Annotated in this window: 20 protein-coding genes; 13 read left to right on the forward strand and 7 right to left on the reverse strand. The window is 71.3% G+C overall.

What is annotated here, in order from left to right:
* Positions 1-16: 16 nt before the first annotated feature.
* Complete coding sequence (hisG, locus tag BAY60_RS22490; protein WP_112283032.1) at positions 17-862, forward strand: ATP phosphoribosyltransferase; 846 nt, start codon at positions 17-19, stop codon at positions 860-862.
* A 104-nt stretch (positions 863-966) separates the two neighbouring features.
* Here hisG and BAY60_RS22495 read toward each other — a convergent pair whose 3' ends face one another.
* The 3 genes from BAY60_RS22495 to BAY60_RS22505 form a co-directional block, all read right to left on the reverse strand.
* Positions 967-1,899, reverse strand: a complete 933-nt coding sequence (locus BAY60_RS22495) for a ParA family protein (protein ID WP_112283033.1) — start codon at positions 1,897-1,899, stop codon at positions 967-969.
* 84 nt (positions 1,900-1,983) lie between these two features.
* On the reverse strand, positions 1,984-2,763 hold the full coding sequence (locus BAY60_RS22500) for a thioesterase family protein (RefSeq protein ID WP_112283034.1): 780 nt from the start codon (positions 2,761-2,763) through the stop codon (positions 1,984-1,986).
* A 132-nt stretch (positions 2,764-2,895) separates the two neighbouring features.
* On the reverse strand, positions 2,896-3,810 hold the full coding sequence (locus BAY60_RS22505; protein ID WP_112283035.1) for a RecB family exonuclease: 915 nt from the start codon (positions 3,808-3,810) through the stop codon (positions 2,896-2,898).
* Positions 3,811-3,925: 115 nt separating this feature from the next.
* Between BAY60_RS22505 and BAY60_RS22510 the strand changes: the two genes are divergently transcribed.
* Positions 3,926-5,086 (forward strand): site-2 protease family protein, encoded by a 1,161-nt coding sequence (locus BAY60_RS22510; protein ID WP_245992753.1) that lies wholly within the window; start codon positions 3,926-3,928, stop codon positions 5,084-5,086.
* 61 nt (positions 5,087-5,147) lie between these two features.
* A complete protein-coding gene (locus BAY60_RS22515; protein WP_112283036.1) occupies positions 5,148-5,969 on the forward strand; it encodes a tRNA (adenine-N1)-methyltransferase in 822 nt (273 codons plus the stop codon).
* 32 nt (positions 5,970-6,001) lie between these two features.
* On the opposite strand, the gene BAY60_RS22520 is transcribed toward BAY60_RS22515, so the two are convergent.
* A complete protein-coding gene (locus tag BAY60_RS22520; RefSeq protein WP_170160508.1) occupies positions 6,002-6,787 on the reverse strand; it encodes a flagellar basal body-associated FliL family protein in 786 nt (261 codons plus the stop codon).
* Between the two features lie 300 nt (positions 6,788-7,087).
* Here BAY60_RS22520 and arc point away from each other — a divergent pair, with 300 nt between their 5' ends.
* On the forward strand, positions 7,088-8,905 hold the full coding sequence (gene arc, locus BAY60_RS22530) for a proteasome ATPase (protein WP_112283037.1): 1,818 nt from the start codon (positions 7,088-7,090) through the stop codon (positions 8,903-8,905).
* A 61-nt stretch (positions 8,906-8,966) separates the two neighbouring features.
* Here arc and BAY60_RS22535 read toward each other — a convergent pair whose 3' ends face one another.
* On the reverse strand, positions 8,967-9,536 hold the full coding sequence (locus BAY60_RS22535; RefSeq protein ID WP_112283038.1) for a dihydrofolate reductase family protein: 570 nt from the start codon (positions 9,534-9,536) through the stop codon (positions 8,967-8,969).
* 93 nt (positions 9,537-9,629) lie between these two features.
* On the opposite strand from BAY60_RS22535, the gene BAY60_RS22540 reads away from it, so the two are divergent.
* The 4 genes from BAY60_RS22540 to BAY60_RS37270 are packed head-to-tail and all read left to right on the forward strand — an operon-like array spanning position 9,630 to position 12,285.
* Positions 9,630-10,223 (forward strand): TetR/AcrR family transcriptional regulator, encoded by a 594-nt coding sequence (locus tag BAY60_RS22540; protein ID WP_112283039.1) that lies wholly within the window; start codon positions 9,630-9,632, stop codon positions 10,221-10,223.
* Between the two features lie 18 nt (positions 10,224-10,241).
* On the forward strand, positions 10,242-10,586 hold the full coding sequence (locus BAY60_RS22545) for a hypothetical protein (protein ID WP_112283040.1): 345 nt from the start codon (positions 10,242-10,244) through the stop codon (positions 10,584-10,586).
* Between the two features lie 57 nt (positions 10,587-10,643).
* On the forward strand, positions 10,644-11,582 hold the full coding sequence (locus tag BAY60_RS22550; protein WP_112283041.1) for an aldo/keto reductase: 939 nt from the start codon (positions 10,644-10,646) through the stop codon (positions 11,580-11,582).
* A 46-nt stretch (positions 11,583-11,628) separates the two neighbouring features.
* Complete coding sequence (locus BAY60_RS37270) at positions 11,629-12,285, forward strand: hypothetical protein (RefSeq protein WP_170160509.1); 657 nt, start codon at positions 11,629-11,631, stop codon at positions 12,283-12,285.
* 11 nt (positions 12,286-12,296) lie between these two features.
* Here BAY60_RS37270 and BAY60_RS22565 read toward each other — a convergent pair whose 3' ends face one another.
* Positions 12,297-12,806, reverse strand: a complete 510-nt coding sequence (locus tag BAY60_RS22565; RefSeq protein WP_245992754.1) for an NUDIX hydrolase — start codon at positions 12,804-12,806, stop codon at positions 12,297-12,299.
* A gap of 38 nt (positions 12,807-12,844) precedes the next feature.
* Here BAY60_RS22565 and dop point away from each other — a divergent pair, with 38 nt between their 5' ends.
* The 4 genes from dop (at position 12,845) to prcA (ending at position 16,459) form a co-directional block, all read left to right on the forward strand.
* Positions 12,845-14,347 carry a depupylase/deamidase Dop gene (gene dop / locus BAY60_RS22570; RefSeq protein ID WP_112283043.1) on the forward strand — a complete coding sequence of 501 codons (1,503 nt, stop codon included), beginning with the start codon at positions 12,845-12,847 and terminating at the stop codon, positions 14,345-14,347.
* 99 nt (positions 14,348-14,446) lie between these two features.
* Entirely contained in the window at positions 14,447-14,641 is a 195-nt protein-coding gene (locus tag BAY60_RS22575) for a ubiquitin-like protein Pup (RefSeq protein WP_112283044.1), read from the forward strand.
* A gap of 78 nt (positions 14,642-14,719) precedes the next feature.
* Positions 14,720-15,580, forward strand: a complete 861-nt coding sequence (gene prcB / locus BAY60_RS22580; protein ID WP_112283045.1) for a proteasome subunit beta — start codon at positions 14,720-14,722, stop codon at positions 15,578-15,580.
* Positions 15,581-15,643: 63 nt separating this feature from the next.
* Entirely contained in the window at positions 15,644-16,459 is an 816-nt protein-coding gene (prcA, locus tag BAY60_RS22585; protein WP_112283046.1) for a proteasome subunit alpha, read from the forward strand.
* Positions 16,460-16,463: 4 nt separating this feature from the next.
* Here prcA and BAY60_RS22590 read toward each other — a convergent pair whose 3' ends face one another.
* The gene (locus BAY60_RS22590) at positions 16,464-17,891 is read right to left on the reverse strand and encodes a bifunctional phosphatase PAP2/diacylglycerol kinase family protein (RefSeq protein WP_112283538.1); all 1,428 of its coding nucleotides are present in this window, start codon (positions 17,889-17,891) and stop codon (positions 16,464-16,466) included.
* A 135-nt stretch (positions 17,892-18,026) separates the two neighbouring features.
* Here BAY60_RS22590 and pafA point away from each other — a divergent pair, with 135 nt between their 5' ends.
* Entirely contained in the window at positions 18,027-19,385 is a 1,359-nt protein-coding gene (pafA, locus tag BAY60_RS22595) for a Pup--protein ligase (RefSeq protein WP_112283047.1), read from the forward strand.
* Positions 19,386-19,419 lie beyond the last annotated feature (34 nt).

Consider the following 19,419-nt stretch of genomic DNA (forward strand, 5'->3'; position numbering starts at 1 on the left):
AAGAGGAGAGGGAGTCATGCTGCGTGTCGCGGTGCCGAACAAGGGGGCGCTGGCAGGTCCGGCGTCGGAGATGCTCGGTGAGGCCGGGTATCGCCAGCGGCATGAGCAGCGCGACCTGACCGTCCTGGACCCGGTGAACGAGGTCGAGTTCTTCTTCCTGCGCCCCAAGGACATCCCCATCTATGTCGGCTCCGGCGAGCTGGACCTGGGCATCACGGGGCGCGACCTGGCGCTGGACTCGGGCGCGCCGGTGGAGGAGGCGCTGGCGCTCGGTTTCGGCGGCTCGACGTTCCGGTACGCGGCTCCGGCGGGCCGGGACTGGAAGACCGAGGACCTGCGGGGCAGGCGGCTGGCCACGTCCTACCCGCGGCTCGTGCGGGACGACCTGGCCAGGCAGGGCATCGACGCCGAGGTGATCCGGCTCGACGGCGCCGTGGAGATCTCGGTGCAGCTCGGGGTGGCCGACGCGATCGCCGACGTGGTCGGCTCCGGCCGGACGCTGCGCCAGCACAACCTGGTGGCCTTCGGCGACCCGATCTGCGTGTCGGAGGCCGTGCTGGTGCACCGGGCGGGCAGTGAGGAGTCGAAGCCGGCGACGCAGCTCGCGGCCCGCCTGCAGGGCGTGGTGTTCGCGCAGCAGTACATGATGCTGGACTACGACTGCCCGCGGGAGCTGCTGGAGCAGGCCATGGCCATCACGCCGGGCCTGGAGTCGCCGACGGTGGCGCCGCTGGCACACCCCGACTGGGTGGCCGTGCGGGCCATGGTGCCGCGCAAGCAGGCCAACTCGATCATGGACGAGCTGGCCGCAGTGGGCGCCCGCGCGGTCCTCGCCTCGGACATCCGCTCCTGCCGCCTGTAGCTCCCCAATGTGGCATTGGTGCCGCTCAACGTGACCAATGCGGCATTCGCTCCATCCAGTGGAGCGAATGCCGCATTGGGGAGCTTGGGACTTGGGGGAGCGGGTCAGCGCGGGCGGGGGCGTTTGGGGAGCAGGTCGTAGAGCTTGCGGCGGGAGCCGTTGTCGTTGGCGCTGCGCGTGTCGGACACCTCGGCGATGAAGTCCTCGAAGATGAACTCCTGCTCCGCCTGCGGGGGCGGGCCGGTGACGTGGTTGCCGGTGATCGAGTCCAGCACCTGGGCGATCTGCCGGAACGCCACCGCCTGGATGGTCTGCGGCGCGAACGTCGTCACCGGGATGCCCCTGGCCGCGGCCTCGTTCATCACCACGCCCAGCGGCACGTGGGGCAGCACCGGGATGCCGAACTCGTGCAGCTCGTTGAGCGCGGCCACCGCGTAGCCCGAGATCGGCCTGCGATACAGCCCGGGAACCAGCCCGTAGTAGGCGATCGGTTCCCGCTGCACGGCCGACTCGACGTAGCTGATCTGCTCGCGCATCAGCCGCAGGGCCCGGATGCTCGTGCGATCGGGCTGCACGGGTACCAGCAGGCCGTGGGTGGCCACCAGCGCGTTGTTGGTGAGCACGTCCAGCGCCGGCGGGCAGTCGATGATCACGTGGTCGTAGTTGGCGAACTGGATCACCCGCGCCAGCTGCCAGCCGGGCACCCGGAACTGGTCGAGCCTGCGCACCAGATCGAACATCCCCGGCGCCGTCGGGATGACGTCGAACGCGCCGCCCGCGCCGATGTTGCTGCGCGGGTGCGACACGATCAGTTCCTCGACCGGGCCGCGCCACGTCTTCGTCAGGGCCTTGGCGAGGCTGGGCGCCTCCGGCGGGGCCTCGGGCAGCCCCAGCAGCTCCGTGGTCGCGTGACCCTGGGGGTCCAGGTCGATGAGCAGCACCCTGCGGCCGCGCTCCGCGAGCGCGGCGGCGGCGCCGACACTGAGCGCGGTCTTGCCGACCCCGCCTTTCTGGTTGACCACCGAGGTGATCTGCACTGTGCGCCAGCTCCCGGTCCTCGTCGTTTGCGAGCAGGTTAGTAGATCAGCGACAGCCACGCAGGGACGCGTGTCTCGCGCGTTTCACCGCCGCCGGACGAGCAGGGCCTGCGAGCCGTTGGCCACCTGCCCGGCCGCGTCGTGCAGGGTGCTGCGCGCCGTGCCCACCCCGTGCGGGCCGATCACGGTGGCGGCGTCGAGGCCGATCCACTCGCCGGAGGGCTCCCGCTGGACGTGCACGGTGAGCTCCGAGTTGATGAACAGCCAGGCCCGCCAGTCGAGCCGGTTGGACACGCCGTTGCCGGAGTCGGCCACGGTGAACAGCCGCTGCAGCGGGCTGGGTTTCTCGCCGTCGACGAGCGGCACCCGCTGCCGTGCCCAGACCGTGGCCGGACCCGGCCGGGCGATGTCGGCATCACCGGCCGAGCGCCACTCCATCGCGTCGAGATAGCCGCTGCCCCAGCCGGAGGGCCACGCGGCCTGCGGGCAGTCCTCGGCGGGTGGCAGCGCCGGCGCCGAGCCCGCGGCCTGCTCACTGGTGTCGGCCGTGGCCAGCCGCCACGCCGCCGCGCGCGCGACCGGCCTGCCGCCCGCGGTGAGTTCGGCCGACAGCAGCTCCACCGAGCGGCCGGGCCGCTCCGTCACCGCCCGCACGGCCAGCTCCGCCAGCGGGGCGGGCCCCAGGATCTCGATGGTGACCCTGGCCAGCATCGTCTCCCGCTCGGCCGGCAGCTCCTCCAACGCCCTGACCAGCAGCGCCGAGGGCGGCCCGAAGTGCTGCGCGTCCGGCGACCACGGCCCGGACGTGTGCTGCGTCGGCTGGAAACGGCCGCCGCCCAGCGGCAGGTAGAAGGCATCGGTCATGAATGGCTCCTCGGTGCCGGCCGGAGACGTCCCGGATCGGCGTTCGTCGATTCTGCTCCACCGGCCCCCGTGGTGGTACACGGCAAGCGGGCTCGCTCGGTGGGGAACACGCGCGCCGGGCGAGGGATTCCCTCAGTCCGCGCGGTCGAGCACGGACTCCTCGCCCGGATCGGGTTCGGGCCAGCCCGGGTACTCCGGCGGGGTGCCCCCGAACGAGGGGCAGCGCGCCTGGTGTGAGCACCAGCCGCACAGCTTGCTCGGGTTCGGCCGGAAGTCCCCGGTCCTTCCCGCCTTGAGGATCGCCTGCCAGATCGCCTCCAGCGTCCGCTCGAAGCGCACCAGCTCCGCCTCGTCCGGCGTGTACGCCAGCGCCTGCCCGTCGGTGAGGTACATCAGCTTCAGCTGCCGCGGCACGACGCCGCGCAGCCGCCAGAGCACCACCGCGTAGAACTTCATCTGGAACATGGCCTTGGCCTCGCCGATCTGCCTCGGCGCCGCGCCCGTCTTGTAGTCGACGACCCGGATCTCCCCGGTCGGAGCCACGTCGAGCCGGTCGATGTAGCCGCGCAGCAGCACACCGGAACTCAGCTCTGTCTCCACATGCAACTCGCAGGCCTCCGGTTCGAGCCTGCGAGGATCCTCCAGTCCGAAGTAGGCATCGACGAGCTCGCCGGCCGAACGCAGCCACGACTCCACCTCGCCGTCGTCGTCGCCCTCGAACAGATCGGTCCACTCCGGACAGTCGGAGGCGAGCTCGGTCCAGACGGGCTCGAGCAGCTCCTTGGCGCGCTCCGGCAGCCGCTGTTCGCGGGGCAGCGCGAACAGCCGCTCCAGCACGGAGTGCACGAGCGTGCCCCGCACCTGCGCCTTGGTGGGCACCTCGGGCAGCCGGTCCACGGCGCGGAACCGGTAGAGCAGGGGGCACTGCTTGAAGTCGCTGGCTCGCGACGGCGACAGGGCGGGGCGCCGCACGGGGACGGCGTCCTGCGCGGGGTCGGTGGTGGCCGGTGGTTCGGCGGTCGCTGTCGTCCTCGTCGCGTCTGCCATGCCCGGGAGCGTAGCGGTACGGTCCGACAACTCCGGGTAACCCGGTGGGCGGGTGGCGCGAAACACCCGGGCCCGGCACACGAGCGTCCCACACCCGACGTTCTACGCTCACCGGGTGGACGCGACGAGCGAGTACTCCCGGTCCACGTCCCGGCGCTCCCGGGCCGTGGACGGTGGCCTGCTGCTCTTCCGCGTCGACGGCGTGCCCGTGCTGCTCGCACCGTCCTGGTGGATCGGCTCGCTCATCATCGTCGTGCTCTACCAGCCGCTGGTCGGCAGGCTCCTGCCCGAGGCGAGCGCGGTGATGTCGTGGGCGCTGGCCGCGGCCTTCGCCCTGCTGCTCGGCCTTTCGGTGCTCGCTCACGAGCTCGGGCACTGCGTCGTCGCCCTTCGTCTCGGCATCCCGGTGCGCAGGCTGCGGCTGTTCCTGCTCGGCGGGCTGTCGGAGGTGGCGCGAACGCCGCGCAAGCCCGGCGAGGAGGGCCTGGTCGCGGTGGCGGGCCCGGTGGTGTCGGTGCTGCTCGCCGTGTTCTGCGGGCTGCTGCTGCTCGCCGTGCCGCCCGGCGGCCCGGTCTGGCTGCTCGTCGCGCAGTGCGCCGTGGCGAACCTGGCCGTCGGCCTGTTCAATCTCCTGCCGGGGCTCCCGCTGGACGGCGGCAGGCTCCTGCGGGCGGGTGTGTGGGCGGTCACCGGAACGCGCACCAAGGGCACGAAGGCGGCCGTGTTCGGCGGCGGCCTGGTGTCGGTCGGCCTGCTGGTGTGGGCGCTGTGGGGGCTCGCCGACGGCAGCGAGGACCGCTGGCTGCGGCTCGGCGTGTGCGTCGTGACGGCGTGGTTCGTGGTGCTCGGCGCCACCAGCGAGGTCGCTGCCGAGGGCAGGCGCAGCTGGCCGGAGGGCCTCAGCGTGGGCGAGGTGATGCGGCCGGTGCTGCAGCTGCCCGCGGAGAGCCCCGTGTCGGCGGCGCTGGCGGCGTCGGCGGGCAGGGGAGTGGTGCTGGTCCGCGCCGACGGGGTCGCGGCGGGACTGCTCGACGAGGCGGCGGCCGAACGGCTCGCGGGCGGCACGCCGAACGCGCCCGCAGAGTTGGCGGCGCAACCGATCCGGGCCGAGACCGTGTTGCTGCTCTCGGAGCCGGGCGAGGACATCGCCGAGCGGGTCCGCGAGGTGCCGACCTGGCAGTTCCTCGTGGTCGACGACGAGGGCAAACCGGCAGGGGTGCTGCACAGGGAGGACCTGCGGGCCGCGCTGTCGGCGCGCGGGAGGCGGACCGCCTGACGCGGCGTGGCGCGCGTCTGCGACGATCTCGTGTCGGCGTTCGTCGTGAGCAGGAGGTTCGGTGTCAGCAGGGCCGTTTCGTGCCGGTGACCGGGTGCAGTTGACCGATCCGAAGGGACGGCACTACACGATCGTGCTCGCCGAGGGCGCGGAGTACCACACCCATCGCGGGGCGCTGGCGCACGACGAGCTCATCGGCAAGCCGGAAGGCTCCGTGGTGACCTCGGCGGGGGGCACCACGTACCTCGCCCTGCGCCCGCTGCTGCCCGACTACGTCCTGTCGATGCCGCGGGGCGCGCAGGTCATCTACCCGAAGGACGCCGCACAGATCGTGATGTGGGGCGACGTCTTCCCCGGAGCCAGGGTGCTGGAGGCGGGCGCCGGTTCCGGCGCGCTGACGTGCTCGCTGCTGCGGGCCGTGGGGCCCGGGGGCAGCGTGACCTCCTACGAGGTGCGCGAGGACCACGCCGAGCACGCGGTGCGCAACGTCGAGCGGTTCTTCGGCGAGCGGCCCGCGAACTGGACGTTCGAGATCGGTGACGTGGCCGCGCACCGCGGCGAGGTCGACCGGGTGGTGCTCGACATGCTGTCGCCGTGGGAGGTGCTGCCCACGGTCGCGAAGAACCTGGTGCCCGGCGGAGTGCTCGTGGTCTACGTCGCGACGGTGACGCAGCTGTCGGCGGTGACGGAGGCGCTGCGTGAGCAGCAGTGCTGGACCGAGCCGCAGTCGTGGGAGACGCTGCTGCGGCCCTGGCACGTGGTGGGGCTCGCGGTGCGCCCCGACCACCGGATGGTCGCGCACACGGCGTTCCTGCTCACCGCACGGAGGCTGGCCGAGGGTGTGACGACGCCCCGGCCGCGCCGCAGGCCCAGCAGGGGCTAGTCACCCCGCGGGCCCGCGGCGCGCGGGGGTGGTCAGCCGGAGATGCACCAGCCACTGGACTTCTTGCTCGCCGAGTAGTCGCCCTCGCTGGTCCGGCCGCCCGCCGTGACCTTCATCGGGATCGTGGCGGTGTCGCCCGTCACCGTCACGTCCCCGTTGCGGGCGAAGTTCGCGTCCTGCGGCATCTGGCCCATGTCCACCGAGTCCGGCTTGCAGGCGACCGCTCGTGCCGCGTCCTCGTCGCGGTTGTTGAGCGCCTCGACGGTCCTGTCAGCGAGGTCCTCGACCGCGGCGATGTCGTCGGAGGACGCATCCCCGCCGGAGTCACCGGAGTCGCCGGAGCCGGGAACACTGACGGAGGGGTCCGGCACGCTCTGGCCGGGCACCTGGCCGCCGGGCTGGCTCGTCGAAGGCGACCCGGACTGGTTGCCGCCCTGGGCGTCGGCCTTGTCCTCGTCGTCGCCGCCCAGGAACAGGATCAGGGCGATCACGCCGCCGATGACGGCGACGGCGGCGATGGAAAGGCCGACGATCAGGCCGGTCTTCTTCTTCGGCGGAGGGCCTCCAGGGCCGCCGGGGCCTCCAGGGCCGCCGGGGAAGCCGCCCTGCTGCGGCCCGTACGGGCCGGGTTGGCCAAATTGTTGCGTTGGTCCCTGCCCGGGAAAGCCGCCCGGCTGCTGGTGTGGTCCACTGGGTGGGAACGGCCCTCCCGGTGGGCCCTGCGGGCCGGGTCCGCCCCACGGGCCCGGCTGCGGCCCGTACGGCCCTGGCTGCCCCGGCTGCCCGGGCTGGCCCGGCGGCTGCGGTGGGTAGGTCATCAACTGCCCCTTAGCGGTCACTTCCTGCGGAAACCCCAGGTCCACGAGGTGGACGAGGCACCGATCGTAACGGGCGTGCCACGGCGCCCGCTGGCGTCTCGCGCGAACGCCCGGTATGTCCGGATCGGAGACCGTGCACGCGGCGGAATTCGCGTCCCTGAGCGGGTTCCGAGTCAGCGGCCGGACGTGTGGGTACTCCCTCGCAGCCGCGCGACGCGCCGATCCTGTGATGCGGATAGGGCTTTTCATGTCGGTGATCGCCGGTACCGTGGATAAAAAGCATTCCGAGGAGGTGCCGAAATGCAACACGACCTTCCCGGAGGTCGGCACGAGGAGGCCGACTCTTCAGAACCGAGTGGGACCGGACCGGCGGGAGGCCCGACGAGCGAGCAGGCGCGGCAGATTCGTTTCCTCGAGGAGGAAGTCACCCTGCTCCGCCGCAAGCTCACGGACTCACCCCGGCAGAACCGAGTGCTCGAGCAGCGGCTCGCCGAGGCGACCGAGCGCGTGAGTCAGCTCACCGAGCGCAACAACAAGCTGGTCGAGACGTTGCGCGAGGCACGGAGCCAGCTGCTTGCCCTGCGGGAGGAGGTCGACCGGCTCGCGCAACCGCCGAGCGGGTACGGCGTGTTCGTCGCCGCCTACGAGGACAACACCGTGGACGTCTACACCGCGGGCAGGAAGATGCGGGTTTCCGTGTCGCCCGCGGTGGAGCTCGAGTCGCTGCGGCGGGGGCAGAGCGTCCGGCTGAACGAGGCGCTGACCGTCGTCGAGGGCGGCGGCTTCGAGAGCACGGGCGAGGTGTGCGCCCTGCGTGAGGTCCTGCTGCCCGACGCCGAGGGCGGCAGCTCGCGGGCGCTGGTCGTCGGACACGCCGACGAGGAGCGCGTGGTCTGGCTGGCCGACCCGCTCGCCGAGCAGACGCTCAAGCCGGGTGACTCCCTGCTGGTCGACTCCAAGGCCGGCTACGCGTACGAGCGGGTGCCGAAGGCCGAGGTCGAGGACCTGGTGCTGGAGGAGGTCCCGGACGTCCGCTACGAGGACATCGGTGGTCTCTACCGGCAGATCGAGCAGATCCGCGACGCGGTGGAGCTGCCGTTCCTGCACTCGGACCTCTACCTGGAGTACCAGCTCAGGCCGCCGAAGGGCGTGCTGCTCTACGGTCCTCCCGGTTGCGGGAAGACGCTCATCGCCAAGGCCGTCGCCAACTCGCTGGCGAAGAAGGTCGCCGAGGCGCGCAGCGGCGGCGACGCGGCGGACGCCAAGTCGTACTTCCTCAACATCAAGGGTCCGGAGCTGCTCAACAAGTTCGTCGGCGAGACCGAGCGGCACATCCGCATGATCTTCCAGCGGGCGAGGGAGAAGGCGTCGGACGGTACCCCGGTCATCGTCTTCTTCGACGAGATGGAGTCGATCTTCCGCACCCGTGGCAGCGGCGTGTCCTCCGACGTGGAGACCACGATCGTGCCGCAGCTGCTGTCGGAGATCGACGGCGTCGAGGGGCTGGAGAACGTGATCGTGATCGGCGCCTCCAACCGCGAGGACATGATCGACCCGGCGATCCTGCGGCCGGGCCGCCTCGACGTCAAGATCAAGATCGAGCGGCCGGACGCCGAGGGCGCGAAGGACATCTTCTCGAAGTACCTCACGCCCGAACTGCCGATACACGCCGACGACCTGCTGGAGTTCGGCGGCGACCGGCAGGCCACGATCGACGCGATGATCCAGCACACCGTCGAGCGGATGTACGAGGAGACCGACGACAACCGGTTCCTGGAGGTCACCTACGCCAACGGTGACAAGGAAGTGCTCTACTTCCGCGACTTCAACTCCGGCGCGATGATCCAGAACATCGTGGACAGGGCGAAGAAGTCGGCGATCAAGTCGGTGCTGGAGACCCAGCAGCCCGGTCTGCGGGTGCAGCACCTGCTGGACGCGATCGTGGACGAGTTCGCGGAGAACGAGGACCTGCCCAACACGACCAACCCCGACGACTGGGCGAGGATCTCGGGCAAGAAGGGCGAGCGGATCGTCTACATCCGCACGCTTGTCACCGGCAAGAACCAGGAGTCCGGCCGCGTCATCGACACGGCGACCAACACCGGCCAGTACCTCTGACGGCAGGGGAGTTCGAGACGGGGGCCGTTCCGGGCGCGACGCGCGGGAACGGCCCCCGTTCTCATGCCCGGTCGTAGGTGAGCACGAGCGTGCCGCTGTCGAGCGTGCGGGTCCCGGTGAGCGTGAACGGGGTGGGGGAGAACCCGGCGCTGAACAACGGAACGCCCGCGCCGGCGACCACCGGGTAGACCTTGAGCACCAGCCGGTCGATCTCCGGCAGTAGCGAGCCTGCCAGGCGGGCGCCGCCGATCAGGTAGATGTCCCTGCCCTGCTCGGCCTTGAGCGCGCGGACGTGCTCGGCCACGTCGCCGCTCACCAGTTCCACGGCCGGATCGGGTTGCTCGGCCAGTGTGCTGCTGACGACGTACTGACGCAGGTGGGGGAACGGGCTGGTCACGCCGATGCGCAGCGCGGGCTCGTAGGTCGCCCGGCCCTGGATGCCGACGTCGAAGTGCCGGTTGGCCGCGGTGACGCCCAGTTGCTCGCGCACGTGCGTGGGCAGCGTGTCGGGGAACTCCTCGGAGATGAAGCCCACGACGTCAGGGGTGACGGGAAAGAAGTCGGCGCTGCCGTCGGGGGCGGCGATGAACCCGTCGAGGGACATGCCGACGTAGTACACGAGCTTGCGCATCCGGATCTCCGTCAGTCAAACCACTCTAACCGTAGTGCTGTGAATGTAGTACTATGTCCGTAGTGGTGTCAACGGAGGTTCGGGAGGCTCGGGATGCGGCACAATCCCGCCAGGAGAGCAGCTCTGCTCGACGGGGCCATCGAGGTGCTCGCCAGGGAGGGCGCCCGCGGGCTGACGTTCCGGTCGGTGGACACGGAGGCGCAGGTCCCCCACGGCACGGCGTCCAACTACTTCGCCAACCGCGACGACCTGCTGATCCAGGTCGGACACCGCTGCTACGAGCGACTGGAGCCGGAGCAGGACGTGGTGGCGGCGGCGCTGGAGGGCCCGCGGGACCGCGGCCGGGTCACCGAGCTGATGCGCGACATCGTGGAGCGGTTGAGCGAGTTCCGTTCGGGCTACCTCGCGTTGCTGGAGCTGCGGCTGGAGGCCACGCGCAGGCCGGAGCTGCGCAGGCTGCTGACCGAGCGGATCCGGGCCGACGTGGAGGCCAACATCGACTTCCACGACCGGGCCGGGCTTCCGGGCGACGCGACCACGGTGGTCGTGCTGTACCTCGCGCTGAACTGGCTGGTGCTCGAGCGGCTGACGCTGCCGGGCGTGTTTCCCGAGCGGCCGGGCGAGGACCTGATCGCCGCCGTGGTCGAGCGCCTGCTGCCCGATCCGGCGCGCGAGTCAGATGTATAACGACCTATACTGCGCGGCATGACTGATGCGTCTCCGGAAACCCTGCACGCGCCGATCACCGCGGCCGACATCCTGGCCTGGCTGGAGAATGCCGCACTCGCCGTGGCGGCGGGGGAGGTGCCGGCGGACGAGCTGATCGCCTTGCTGGGGGAGCTGCGGCAGGCCTCGACGGCGTGTGCCAATGCCTCGGACTGGGCGTTGCTCGCCGCCAGGGAGGCGGGGGCGAGTCTGCGCCAGATCGCGCCCGTCTTCGGCAAGGGCTACGTCCGCGCGCCCGCGGCCCGCCTGGAGAAGCTGCACCGCGAGGTGCTGAGCTCCGAGCAGTTCCTCGAGCTCATGCGCCGTCGTCACCAGGATGTATAACGACCTATACGGCGCGGCTATGGGCGACGTGCCCGCCGCCCGTTACCGTGACCTTCGATGAACAACATCGCACGGACGGCGGTGGGCCTCGCCGCTCTCGGCAGACCTGCGTACATCAACGTCGGCAGGGTGGGGGAGCTGCCTGCCCAGCGGAATGTCGGCGCCATGCGGGCGGCGACGCATGCGGTGCTCGACGAGGCGTACGCCCGCGGGGTGCGGCGCGTCGACGCCGCCCGTTCCTACGGCAGGGCCGAGGAGTTCCTGGCGGACTGGCTGTCCGCGCGCGGGCACGGCGACGTGGTCGTGTCCAGCAAGTGGGGCTACGCCTACGTCGGCGACTGGCGGCCGGACGCCTCCGTGCACGAGGTCAAGGAACACTCCCTGGCGCGCTTTCGCGCGCAGTGGCGGGAGACGACGGCGCTGCTGGGCGGCGTGCTGTCGCTCTACCAGGTGCACTCGCTCACCGCGGACAGCCCGCTGTTCACCGATGAGCCGCTGCTGGAGGCGCTCGCGGGCCTCGCCGACGAGGGCGTGCGGGTCGGCTTCTCCACCTCGGGACCCGCGCAGGCCGACACCATCCGCAGAGCGCTGACGCTGGAGGTCGCGGGCAGGCGCGTGTTCACCGCCGTGCAGTCGACGTGGAACCTGCTGGAGCCCTCGGCCGGGCTCGCGCTGGCCGAGGCGCACGACGAGGGTGTGCTCGTGCAGCTGAAGGAAACCCTGGCCAACGGCAGACTCGCCGTGGAACCGCCGCCGGCCGTGGCCGCGCTGGCGAGGACCCGGCGCGTACGGCCGGACGCCATCGCGCTCGCCGCGGCCTACGCCGAGACGTGGGCGGACGTCGTCCTGGTCGGCCCCGCGAGCGTGGCCCAGCTCGCCGCCAACCTGGCGGGCGCCGAGCTGGAGCTCACCGACGCCGAGCTCGAGACGCTGGCCGAGCTGCGCGAGAGCCCGGAGGCCTACTGGGCCCGCCGCTCGGCGCTCGCCTGGCGATGACTAGTGTCTGGGCCCTGCCCGGAGCCGTTCGAGGGGACAAACAGGGGTGCGTCCAGCACGCAGGGTGATCATCGTCGCGGCGTTCACGGTGGCCGGCCTGACCGGCTGCGCCGATCGGCCGAACGACCTCGACACCTACTACGACGAGACGACGACCAGGGCCGCGCAGCCCCGCAGCGCGCCGTCCGCCACGGCGTCCCGGCCGGGGACGGAACCGGCGCCTGCCTCGCCGACCGTCGACGAGGTGGCGCTGGCGGAGACGGCCGGTGCCGCCGTGCTCACCGCCGAGGACGTGGCGGCGGAGGGCGTGCGGCCGGCGGCGCCGGCTCCGGTCGCCTCCGGCTGTCTCGCCGAGGTGCCTCGCGGGCTGTCGCCTGCGGGCAGCCGGGACGCCCGCTGGGAGTATCCGACGGGCTCGGCTCTGGAGCAGCTGGTGAGCGTGTATCCGGACGCCCGCGCGGCCGACGTGCTCGCGGCCCGCGTGCGCTGCGCGGGGCAGGAGCTGGCCGTGCCCGCGCAGCCCGGCATCGACGGCCAGAGCGCCTGGTGCGAGGGCGCGACCTGCGCCGTGCTGCTCGCGGGCGGCACGGTGCTCTCCGGCATCCAGGTGACGGCGGGCGACGCGCAGCGGGCGGCCGAGGCCGTGCGGCGACTCGCGCCGGTGGCGGCGGCGCGCCTGGCCGACAGCGCGGCCAGCCCCTGATCCGCGTCCGGCTACCTCTGCCTGCGGAACCACTCCAGGATCGCGAGCCTGCCGTCCGGGACCAGGGGACCGTCCGGGTCCTCCGCCCACTCGCGGAGCCGCTCCAGCGGCAGCCACTCGCCGCCGACGATCTCCTCCGGCTGGTGGACGACGGGGCCGTCCCAGCGCACCTCGAACGTGAAGTCGTGGCAGCGGATCGGCGGACGGCGGAACACCACCCGGAACAGCGGCCGCAGCGGGACGTCCCGGATGCCCAGCTCCTCGGCGAGCTCCCTCGCGGCGCACTGCTCCGGGGTCTCGCCGCTGGCGACCACTCCGCCCGCCCAGCAGTCGCACGCGGACGGGAACACGTCCTTGTCCGGCGCCCTGCGGTGCACGTAGACCCGCTCGCCGTCACCGGAACGGACCAGCACCATCGACGCGGCGTGCCACAGCCCCCGTGCGCGCATGTCGGCGCGGGTCGCGCTGCCGGTCACCGCGCCGTGCTCGTCGTAGATCGCAACAAGCTCGTCACCGCCCACCGGGGGATGGTCGCACGATGCACCGTAGGCTGGAGGACATGCGGCGGATCATGGGAACCGAGGTGGAATACGGGATCGCGGTCCCGGGCGACGCGACCGCCAACCCGGTGCTGACCTCCACCCAGGTGGTGCTTGCCTACGCGGCGGCCGCGGACATCCCGCGGGCCCGCAGGGCGAGGTGGGACTACGAGGTCGAGTCCCCGTTGCGTGACGCGCGCGGCTTCGACCTCGCGGGGCCGGGCCAGCAGGGCCACGACCCGGACGTGGAGGATCTGGGCGCCGCCAACGTCATCCTCACCAACGGGGCCCGGCTCTACGTCGACCACGCCCACCCGGAGTACTCGGCGCCGGAGGTCACCAACGCGCGCGACGGCGTGATCTGGGACAAGGCGGGGGAGCGCGTGATGGAGGAGGCGGCCATCCGGGCCGCCACCGTGCCCGGGCAGCCGCCGCTGCAGCTCTACAAGAACAACGTAGACGGCAAGGGCGCGAGCTACGGCACGCACGAGAACTACTTGATGGCCCGCTCCACGCCGTTCACCGCGGTGATCGCCGGGCTGACACCGTTCTTCGTCTCGCGCCAGGTCATCACCGGCTCCGGCAGGGTCGGCATCGGCCCGCAGGGCGAGGAGCCCGGCTTCCAGCTGTCCCAGCGCTCTGACTACATCGAGGTCGAGGTCGGCCTGGAGACCACGCTCAAGCGCGGCATCATCAACACGCGCGACGAGCCGCACGCCGACGCGGACAAGTACCGCAGGCTGCACGTCATCATCGGCGACGCGAACCTCGCCGAGTACTCGACGTTCCTCAAGCTGGGCACCACCGCGCTGGTCATCGACCTGATCGAGGCGGGGGTGCGGTTCGACGACCTCAAGCTCGACGAGCCGGTGCGTGCCGTGCACCAGATCAGCCACGACCCGACGCTGAAGGTGAAGGTCGAGCTGGCCAATGGCCGCAAGTACACCGGGCTCGACCTGCAGTACGCCTACCACGAGATGGTGGCGGCCCACCTGGAGCGGGAGGGCGCCGACGAGCAGTCGAAGGAGGTGCTGCGGGTCTGGGGCGAGGTGCTCGACGCGCTGGCGAGGGACCCGGCCGAGTGCGCCGACCGGCTCGACTGGCCCGCGAAGCTGCGCCTGCTGGAGGCCTACCGCGAGCGCGACCAGCTCGGCTGGGCCGCGCCGCGACTGCACCTGGTCGACCTGCAGTATTCGGACGTGCGCCTCGACAAGGGCCTGTACAACCGGCTGGTGACGCGGGGCTCGATGAAGCGGCTGGTCAGCGAGGAGGAGGTGCAGGCGGCGATCACGACCCCGCCGTCGGACACGCGCGCCTACTTCCGTGGCAGGACGCTGGAGAAGTACGCCACCTCCATCGCGGCCGCCTCGTGGGACTCGGTGATCTTCGACGTCGGCAAGGAGTCGCTGGTGCGGATCCCGACCCTGGAGCCGCTGCGGGGCACCAAGGCGCACGTCGGCAAGCTGCTCGACGAGGCCGCGACCGCGGAGGAACTGGTCGAGGCGCTGACCAGTTCCGAGTAGGCAGCCGGGGGCCGGGAAGATCACCGGAGGCCAACGAAACCCCCGAACGTCGGGGGCTCTAGGTAGGCTAGGACGTACCAGCCACACCGGGAGGCGAGTATGGCTCAGGAGAAGGTAGAGAAGCACGGCGGCGGCGACTCCGACGAGGATGTCGAGGCCGGCGCGCCGGCAGGCCAGGAACGCCGCGAGAAGCTCGGTGAGGACGTCGACACGATTCTCGACGAGATCGACGACGTGCTCGAGGAGAACGCTGAGGACTTCGTGCGTGCGTACGTGCAAAAGGGCGGTGAGTGAGCGGGGTCGGCCGATCCCATAAGCTTGCTGACCGGATTGCAGTCCCGCACCCTTCGTCGATGGGAACTACGAGCACGCATGGAACACACTCCGCGCAACTCGGGCTTCGCGCTGCCCCACGCCTACCTGTCGTCGACGACCTCGTCCTTCGTGGACTTTCTGCGCGTGCAGGCGCCTGACCTGCTGCCGAGCAAGCGCCCCGAGGGCGGCTTCGCGCCCGGCAGCGGGCTCGAGCCGCCGCACGGCACCACGATCGTCGCGTCGACGTTCAACGGCGGCGTGCTGATCGCCGGCGACCGCAGGGCCACCAGCGGCAACACCATCGCGTCGCGTGACATGGAGAAGATCCACGTCACGGACGCGTACTCGGCCGTCGGCATCGCGGGCACGGCGGGCATCGCGCTGGAGCTGGTCCGGCTCTACACCGTGGAGCTGGCCCACTACGAGAAGATCGAGGGCGTCTCGCTGTCGCTCGACGGCAAGACCAACAAGCTCGCCAACATGGTGAAGGGCAACCTCGACGTCGCGATGGCGGGCCTGGCGGTGCTGCCGCTGTTCGTGGGCTACGACATCGACGCGAGCGACCCGAAACGGGCGGGCCGGATCGTGTCGTTCGACGTGACCGGTGGCCGGTACGAGGAGCACGCCGGATATCACGCGGTCGGCTCGGGCTCGCCCTATGCCAAGTCGGCGCTGAAGAAGCTCTACGACCCCGAGGCCGACGCGGAGTCGGCGGCGCGCGCGGCGATCGAGTCGCTCTACGACGCGGCCGACGACGACACCGCGACCGGCGGGCCGGACCTGGTGCGCAGGATCTACCCGACCGTCGTCACCATCACGGCCGAACACGGCGCTGTGAAGATGCCCGAGGAGGAGACCTCGGCGATCGCGCAGACCGTCGTCGAGAACCGGGCCGAGCGGCCGGGCAGGCTCGGCTAGCGCCCGGACCGGCGGAGAAGAAGCCAGACCACCCTCGATCAGCACAGAGCGGAGCCAACGCCAGTGACGATGCCGCTGTACGCCTCGCCCGAGCAGTTGATGCGCGAGCGTTCCGAGCTTGCCAGGAAGGGCATTGCCCGGGGCCGGAGCGTCGTCGTGCTCAAGTACCGGAACGGGGTGCTGTTCGTCGCGGAGAACCCGTCGCCGACGCTGCACAAGGTCTCCGAGATCTACGACCGGATCGGCTTCGCCGCGGTCGGCCGCTACAGCGAGTTCGAGAACCTGCGCAAGGGCGGGATCCGCTACGTCGACCTGCAGGGTTACCAGTACGACCGCAGGGACGTCAGCGCCCGCTCGCTGGCCAACGTGTACGCCCAGACGCTGAGCACGATCTTCACCGAGCAGCTCAAGCCGTTCGAGGTGGAGCTGTGCGTGGCGCAGGTGGGCGCGAACACCGACGAGGACGAGCTGTACCGGCTCACCTACGACGGCTCGATCGTGGACGAGCCGAGGTTCATCGTGATGGGCGGGCAGGCGGACGCCATCAGCAGCAAGATGAAGGACACCTACGAGGCCGGCATGGAGCTGGCGGCCGGCCTGCGCGTGGCGGCGGAGGCTCTGCGTGCCCCGTCGAGCAACAGCTCCTCCGGCGGCAACGGTGACGGCGAGCCCGGCAAACTGGAGGTCGCCATCCTCGACCGCGATCGGCCGGGGCGGAAGTTCCGGCGGATCACCGGTGCGGCCCTGGACGCGCTCATGCCTGCCAAGACCGAGAAGGCCGCGTCGTCGGAGTCCGCCGAGCCCTCGTCAGGGGCCGAGGGCAACGGCGAGGAGCCCGGAAAGTCCGACGAGCAGGGCGGCGGCTCCTCGGCGGAGTAGCTGCTCACAGCCGGTAGATCGTGAGGGCGCTGGGCCGGGAGCGGAACCGGAACAGGGTGCCGAGCGGGCCGACCTCGCCGTCGGTGGCGACCCGGCGGTTGCCGTCGAGCAGTTCGACATCGAGTGCGGGCAGGTCGTACTGCCGGTAGACATGGCTGGCGTGGAGCGTCTTGGTCAGCACGGCGAGGACGAACCGGGCGCGTGAGTACGGCACGTCGGCGCGCAGATAGCGCACGTCGAGCAGGCCGGTGTCGAGTGCGGGGCGGCGGGACGGCCAGAATCCCTTGGGCGCGTAGGTGCCGTTGCCGACGAACACCATCCAGACGAGGCGTGGCTTGCCGTTCAACCGGACCCGCAGCGGGCGCGCGCGGCGCAGGGTGCGGATCGTCGCGATGGCCGCCGAGGGCCATTTGGGGTGCCGCTGCTGGATTTTCTCGCGCAACCGCACCATCTCGGGGTAGCCGCCGAGGCTGGCCGTGTTGACGAACCAGCGGCGCACCCGCTGGCCGTTGCCGGTGATCTCCACCTCGCCGAGGTCGATGCCGACGGCGGCGCCCGCCTCGGTGGCGGCGTCGGCGGCGGGCATCGAGCGGACGCCGACGTCGCGGGCGAAGTGGTTGAGCGTGCCGGCCGGGATGAGCGCCAGGGGCAGCCCGAAGTCGGCGGCGACGGCGGCCACCGAGGCGACGGTGCCGTCGCCGCCGGCGACGCCGAGCGCGCGCACGGAGCCCTCGCGGCGGCGGATCTCGGCGGTGAGCTGGCCTCGGATGTCCACGCCCTGGTCGGGGTAGAGCAGGGTGGCCTTGGGCCAGGCGAACCGGACCTCGGCGGTGGGGTCGACGTCGGCGTTGCCGGAGCCGGGGTTGACCACGGCGAGCATGTCCTCGCCGTCGCGCATGACGGGTGCCTCGGCGCGGTGCGCGGTGCGGCCCGGTGTGTCGGGGTGCAGGGGCCACCAGTGTTGGGTACCCAGACCTGCGGCGACGCCGAGCAGCGCGCCTGCGCCGACGTCGCTGGGCCAGTGCACGCCGGTGTGCACCCGGGAGTAGGCGACGGCGGCGCCGAGTGGCGCGAGCAGGGCTCCGGTCAGGGGCGATTCCATCGTGACGGCGGTGACGAACGCGGCGGCGGAGGCGGCGTGCCCGGACGGGAACGACGACGAGGTGGGCCGTTTGAGCAGCCTGCGGTGCTCGGGCACGGCCTCGGCGGCGGGTCGCCTGCGCGGGAACAGCGGCTTGCCGAGCAGGTTCGCGGTGGCGCTCGCGCCCGCGATGGCGGCCACGCCGCGCAGCGCGCCGCGCCGGGTGGAGCCCTTGCGGGTGGCCAGCACGGCGGCGACCGCCCACCAGAGGCGTCCCTTGTTGGCGGAGCGGGACAGCCTGGAGAGGGCGGCGTCGGCGCGCGAGGGCGGCAGCGCGGCGCTGCGGGCCATGAGCCTGCGGTCGCCGGTTCCCACCTGGCGCAGGCGCGTTCTGACGTGGGTCAACACGGTGTCCAACGGTACCGACACTGTCTCGACGCCGATTTCCTTCACCGTACTGCGGCGGTTAGCGCCTACCCTTGAAGGATGCAGCGGCGGATCTTTGGGATCGAAACCGAGTTCGGGGTCACCTGCACCTTTCACGGTCAGCGCAGGTTGTCCCCCGACGAAGTGGCGCGGTACCTCTTCCGGCGAGTGGTGTCGTGGGGTCGGTCCTCGAACGTGTTCCTGTCCAACGGTTCCCGGCTCTACCTCGACGTGGGCTCGCATCCGGAGTACGCGACCGCCGAGTGTGACGATCTGACGCAGCTGGTCACGCATGACAAGGCCGGCGAGCGGATCCTGGAGGACCTGCTGGTCGATGCCGAGCGGCGGCTGGCCGACGAGGGGATCGGCGGGGACATCTTCCTGTTCAAGAACAACACCGACTCGGCGGGCAACTCCTACGGGTGCCACGAGAACTACCTGGTCACGCGGGCCGGGGAGTTCTCGCGGATCGCCGACGTGCTGCTGCCGTTCCTGGTGACCCGGCAGCTGGTGTGCGGTGCGGGCAAGGTGCTGCAGACGCCGCGGGGCGCCGTGTACTGCCTTTCGCAGCGTGCCGAGCACATCTGGGAGGGTGTGTCGAGCGCGACCACGCGGTCGCGGCCGATCATCAACACGCGTGACGAGCCGCACGCCGATGCCGAGCGTTACCGCAGGCTGCATGTCATCGTGGGCGACTCGAACATGGCCGAGCCGACGACACTGCTGAAGGTCGGTACGGCGAACCTGGTGCTGGAGATGATCGAGCAGGGTGTCCAGTTCCGGGACTTCACGCTGGACAACCCGATCAGGGCGATCCGGGAGATCAGTCACGACCTGACCGGGCGCAGGCAGGTGCGGCTCGCGGGCGGGCGTGAGGCCTCGGCGCTGGAGATCCAGCGTGAGTACCACGCCAGGGCGGTGCAGCACGTGCAGACCAACGGCTCCGGGCCGACGGCCGAGCGGGTGGTCGAGTTGTGGGGCCGGGCGCTGGACGCGGTCGAGCAGCAGGACTTCTCAAAGATCGACACCGAGATCGACTGGGCGATCAAGCACCGGCTGGTGGAGCGTTACCGCAGCAAGAACAACCTGGACCTGTCGGATCCGAGGGTGGCGCAGCTGGATCTGGCCTACCACGACATCCGGCGGGGCCGCGGTGTGTTCGACCTGTTGCAGCGCAAGGGCCTGGTCAAGCGGGTGACCGACGACGGGGAGATCGAACTGGCGAAGGATACCCCGCCGCAGACCACGCGGGCCAAGCTGCGCGGCGACTTCATCGCCGCCGCGCAGGCGGCCGGGCGGGACTTCACGGTCGACTGGGTGCACCTCAAGCTCAACGACCAGGCGCAGCGCACCGTGCTGTGCAAGGACCCGTTCCGGGCGGTCGACGAGCGGGTGGAGCGCCTGATCAACTCGCTCTGAGCCCGCCGTCGCCCGGGTGTGCCGGCCGACACGC

It is taken from the genome of Prauserella muralis (assembly GCF_003202285.1).
In the GTDB taxonomy this organism is placed as follows: Bacteria; Actinomycetota; Actinomycetes; order Mycobacteriales; family Pseudonocardiaceae; genus Prauserella_B; species Prauserella_B muralis.

Coding starts and splice junctions, on each gene's coding strand:
- hisG (WP_112283032.1), top strand. CDS start 17: ATGCTGCGTGTCGCGGTGCCGAACAAGGGGGCGCTGGCAGGTCCGGCG.
- BAY60_RS22500 (WP_112283034.1), bottom strand. CDS start 2,763: ATGACCGATGCCTTCTACCTGCCGCTGGGCGGCGGCCGTTTCCAGCCG.
- BAY60_RS22505 (WP_112283035.1), bottom strand. CDS start 3,810: ATGGCAGACGCGACGAGGACGACAGCGACCGCCGAACCACCGGCCACC.
- BAY60_RS22520 (WP_170160508.1), bottom strand. CDS start 6,787: ATGACCTACCCACCGCAGCCGCCGGGCCAGCCCGGGCAGCCGGGGCAG.
- arc (WP_112283037.1), top strand. CDS start 7,088: ATGCAACACGACCTTCCCGGAGGTCGGCACGAGGAGGCCGACTCTTCA.
- BAY60_RS22535 (WP_112283038.1), bottom strand. CDS start 9,536: ATGCGCAAGCTCGTGTACTACGTCGGCATGTCCCTCGACGGGTTCATC.
- BAY60_RS22540 (WP_112283039.1), top strand. CDS start 9,630: ATGCGGCACAATCCCGCCAGGAGAGCAGCTCTGCTCGACGGGGCCATC.
- BAY60_RS22545 (WP_112283040.1), top strand. CDS start 10,242: ATGACTGATGCGTCTCCGGAAACCCTGCACGCGCCGATCACCGCGGCC.
- BAY60_RS22550 (WP_112283041.1), top strand. CDS start 10,644: ATGAACAACATCGCACGGACGGCGGTGGGCCTCGCCGCTCTCGGCAGA.
- dop (WP_112283043.1), top strand. CDS start 12,845: ATGCGGCGGATCATGGGAACCGAGGTGGAATACGGGATCGCGGTCCCG.
- BAY60_RS22575 (WP_112283044.1), top strand. CDS start 14,447: ATGGCTCAGGAGAAGGTAGAGAAGCACGGCGGCGGCGACTCCGACGAG.
- prcB (WP_112283045.1), top strand. CDS start 14,720: ATGGAACACACTCCGCGCAACTCGGGCTTCGCGCTGCCCCACGCCTAC.
- BAY60_RS22590 (WP_112283538.1), bottom strand. CDS start 17,891: ATGGCCCGCAGCGCCGCGCTGCCGCCCTCGCGCGCCGACGCCGCCCTC.
- pafA (WP_112283047.1), top strand. CDS start 18,027: ATGCAGCGGCGGATCTTTGGGATCGAAACCGAGTTCGGGGTCACCTGC.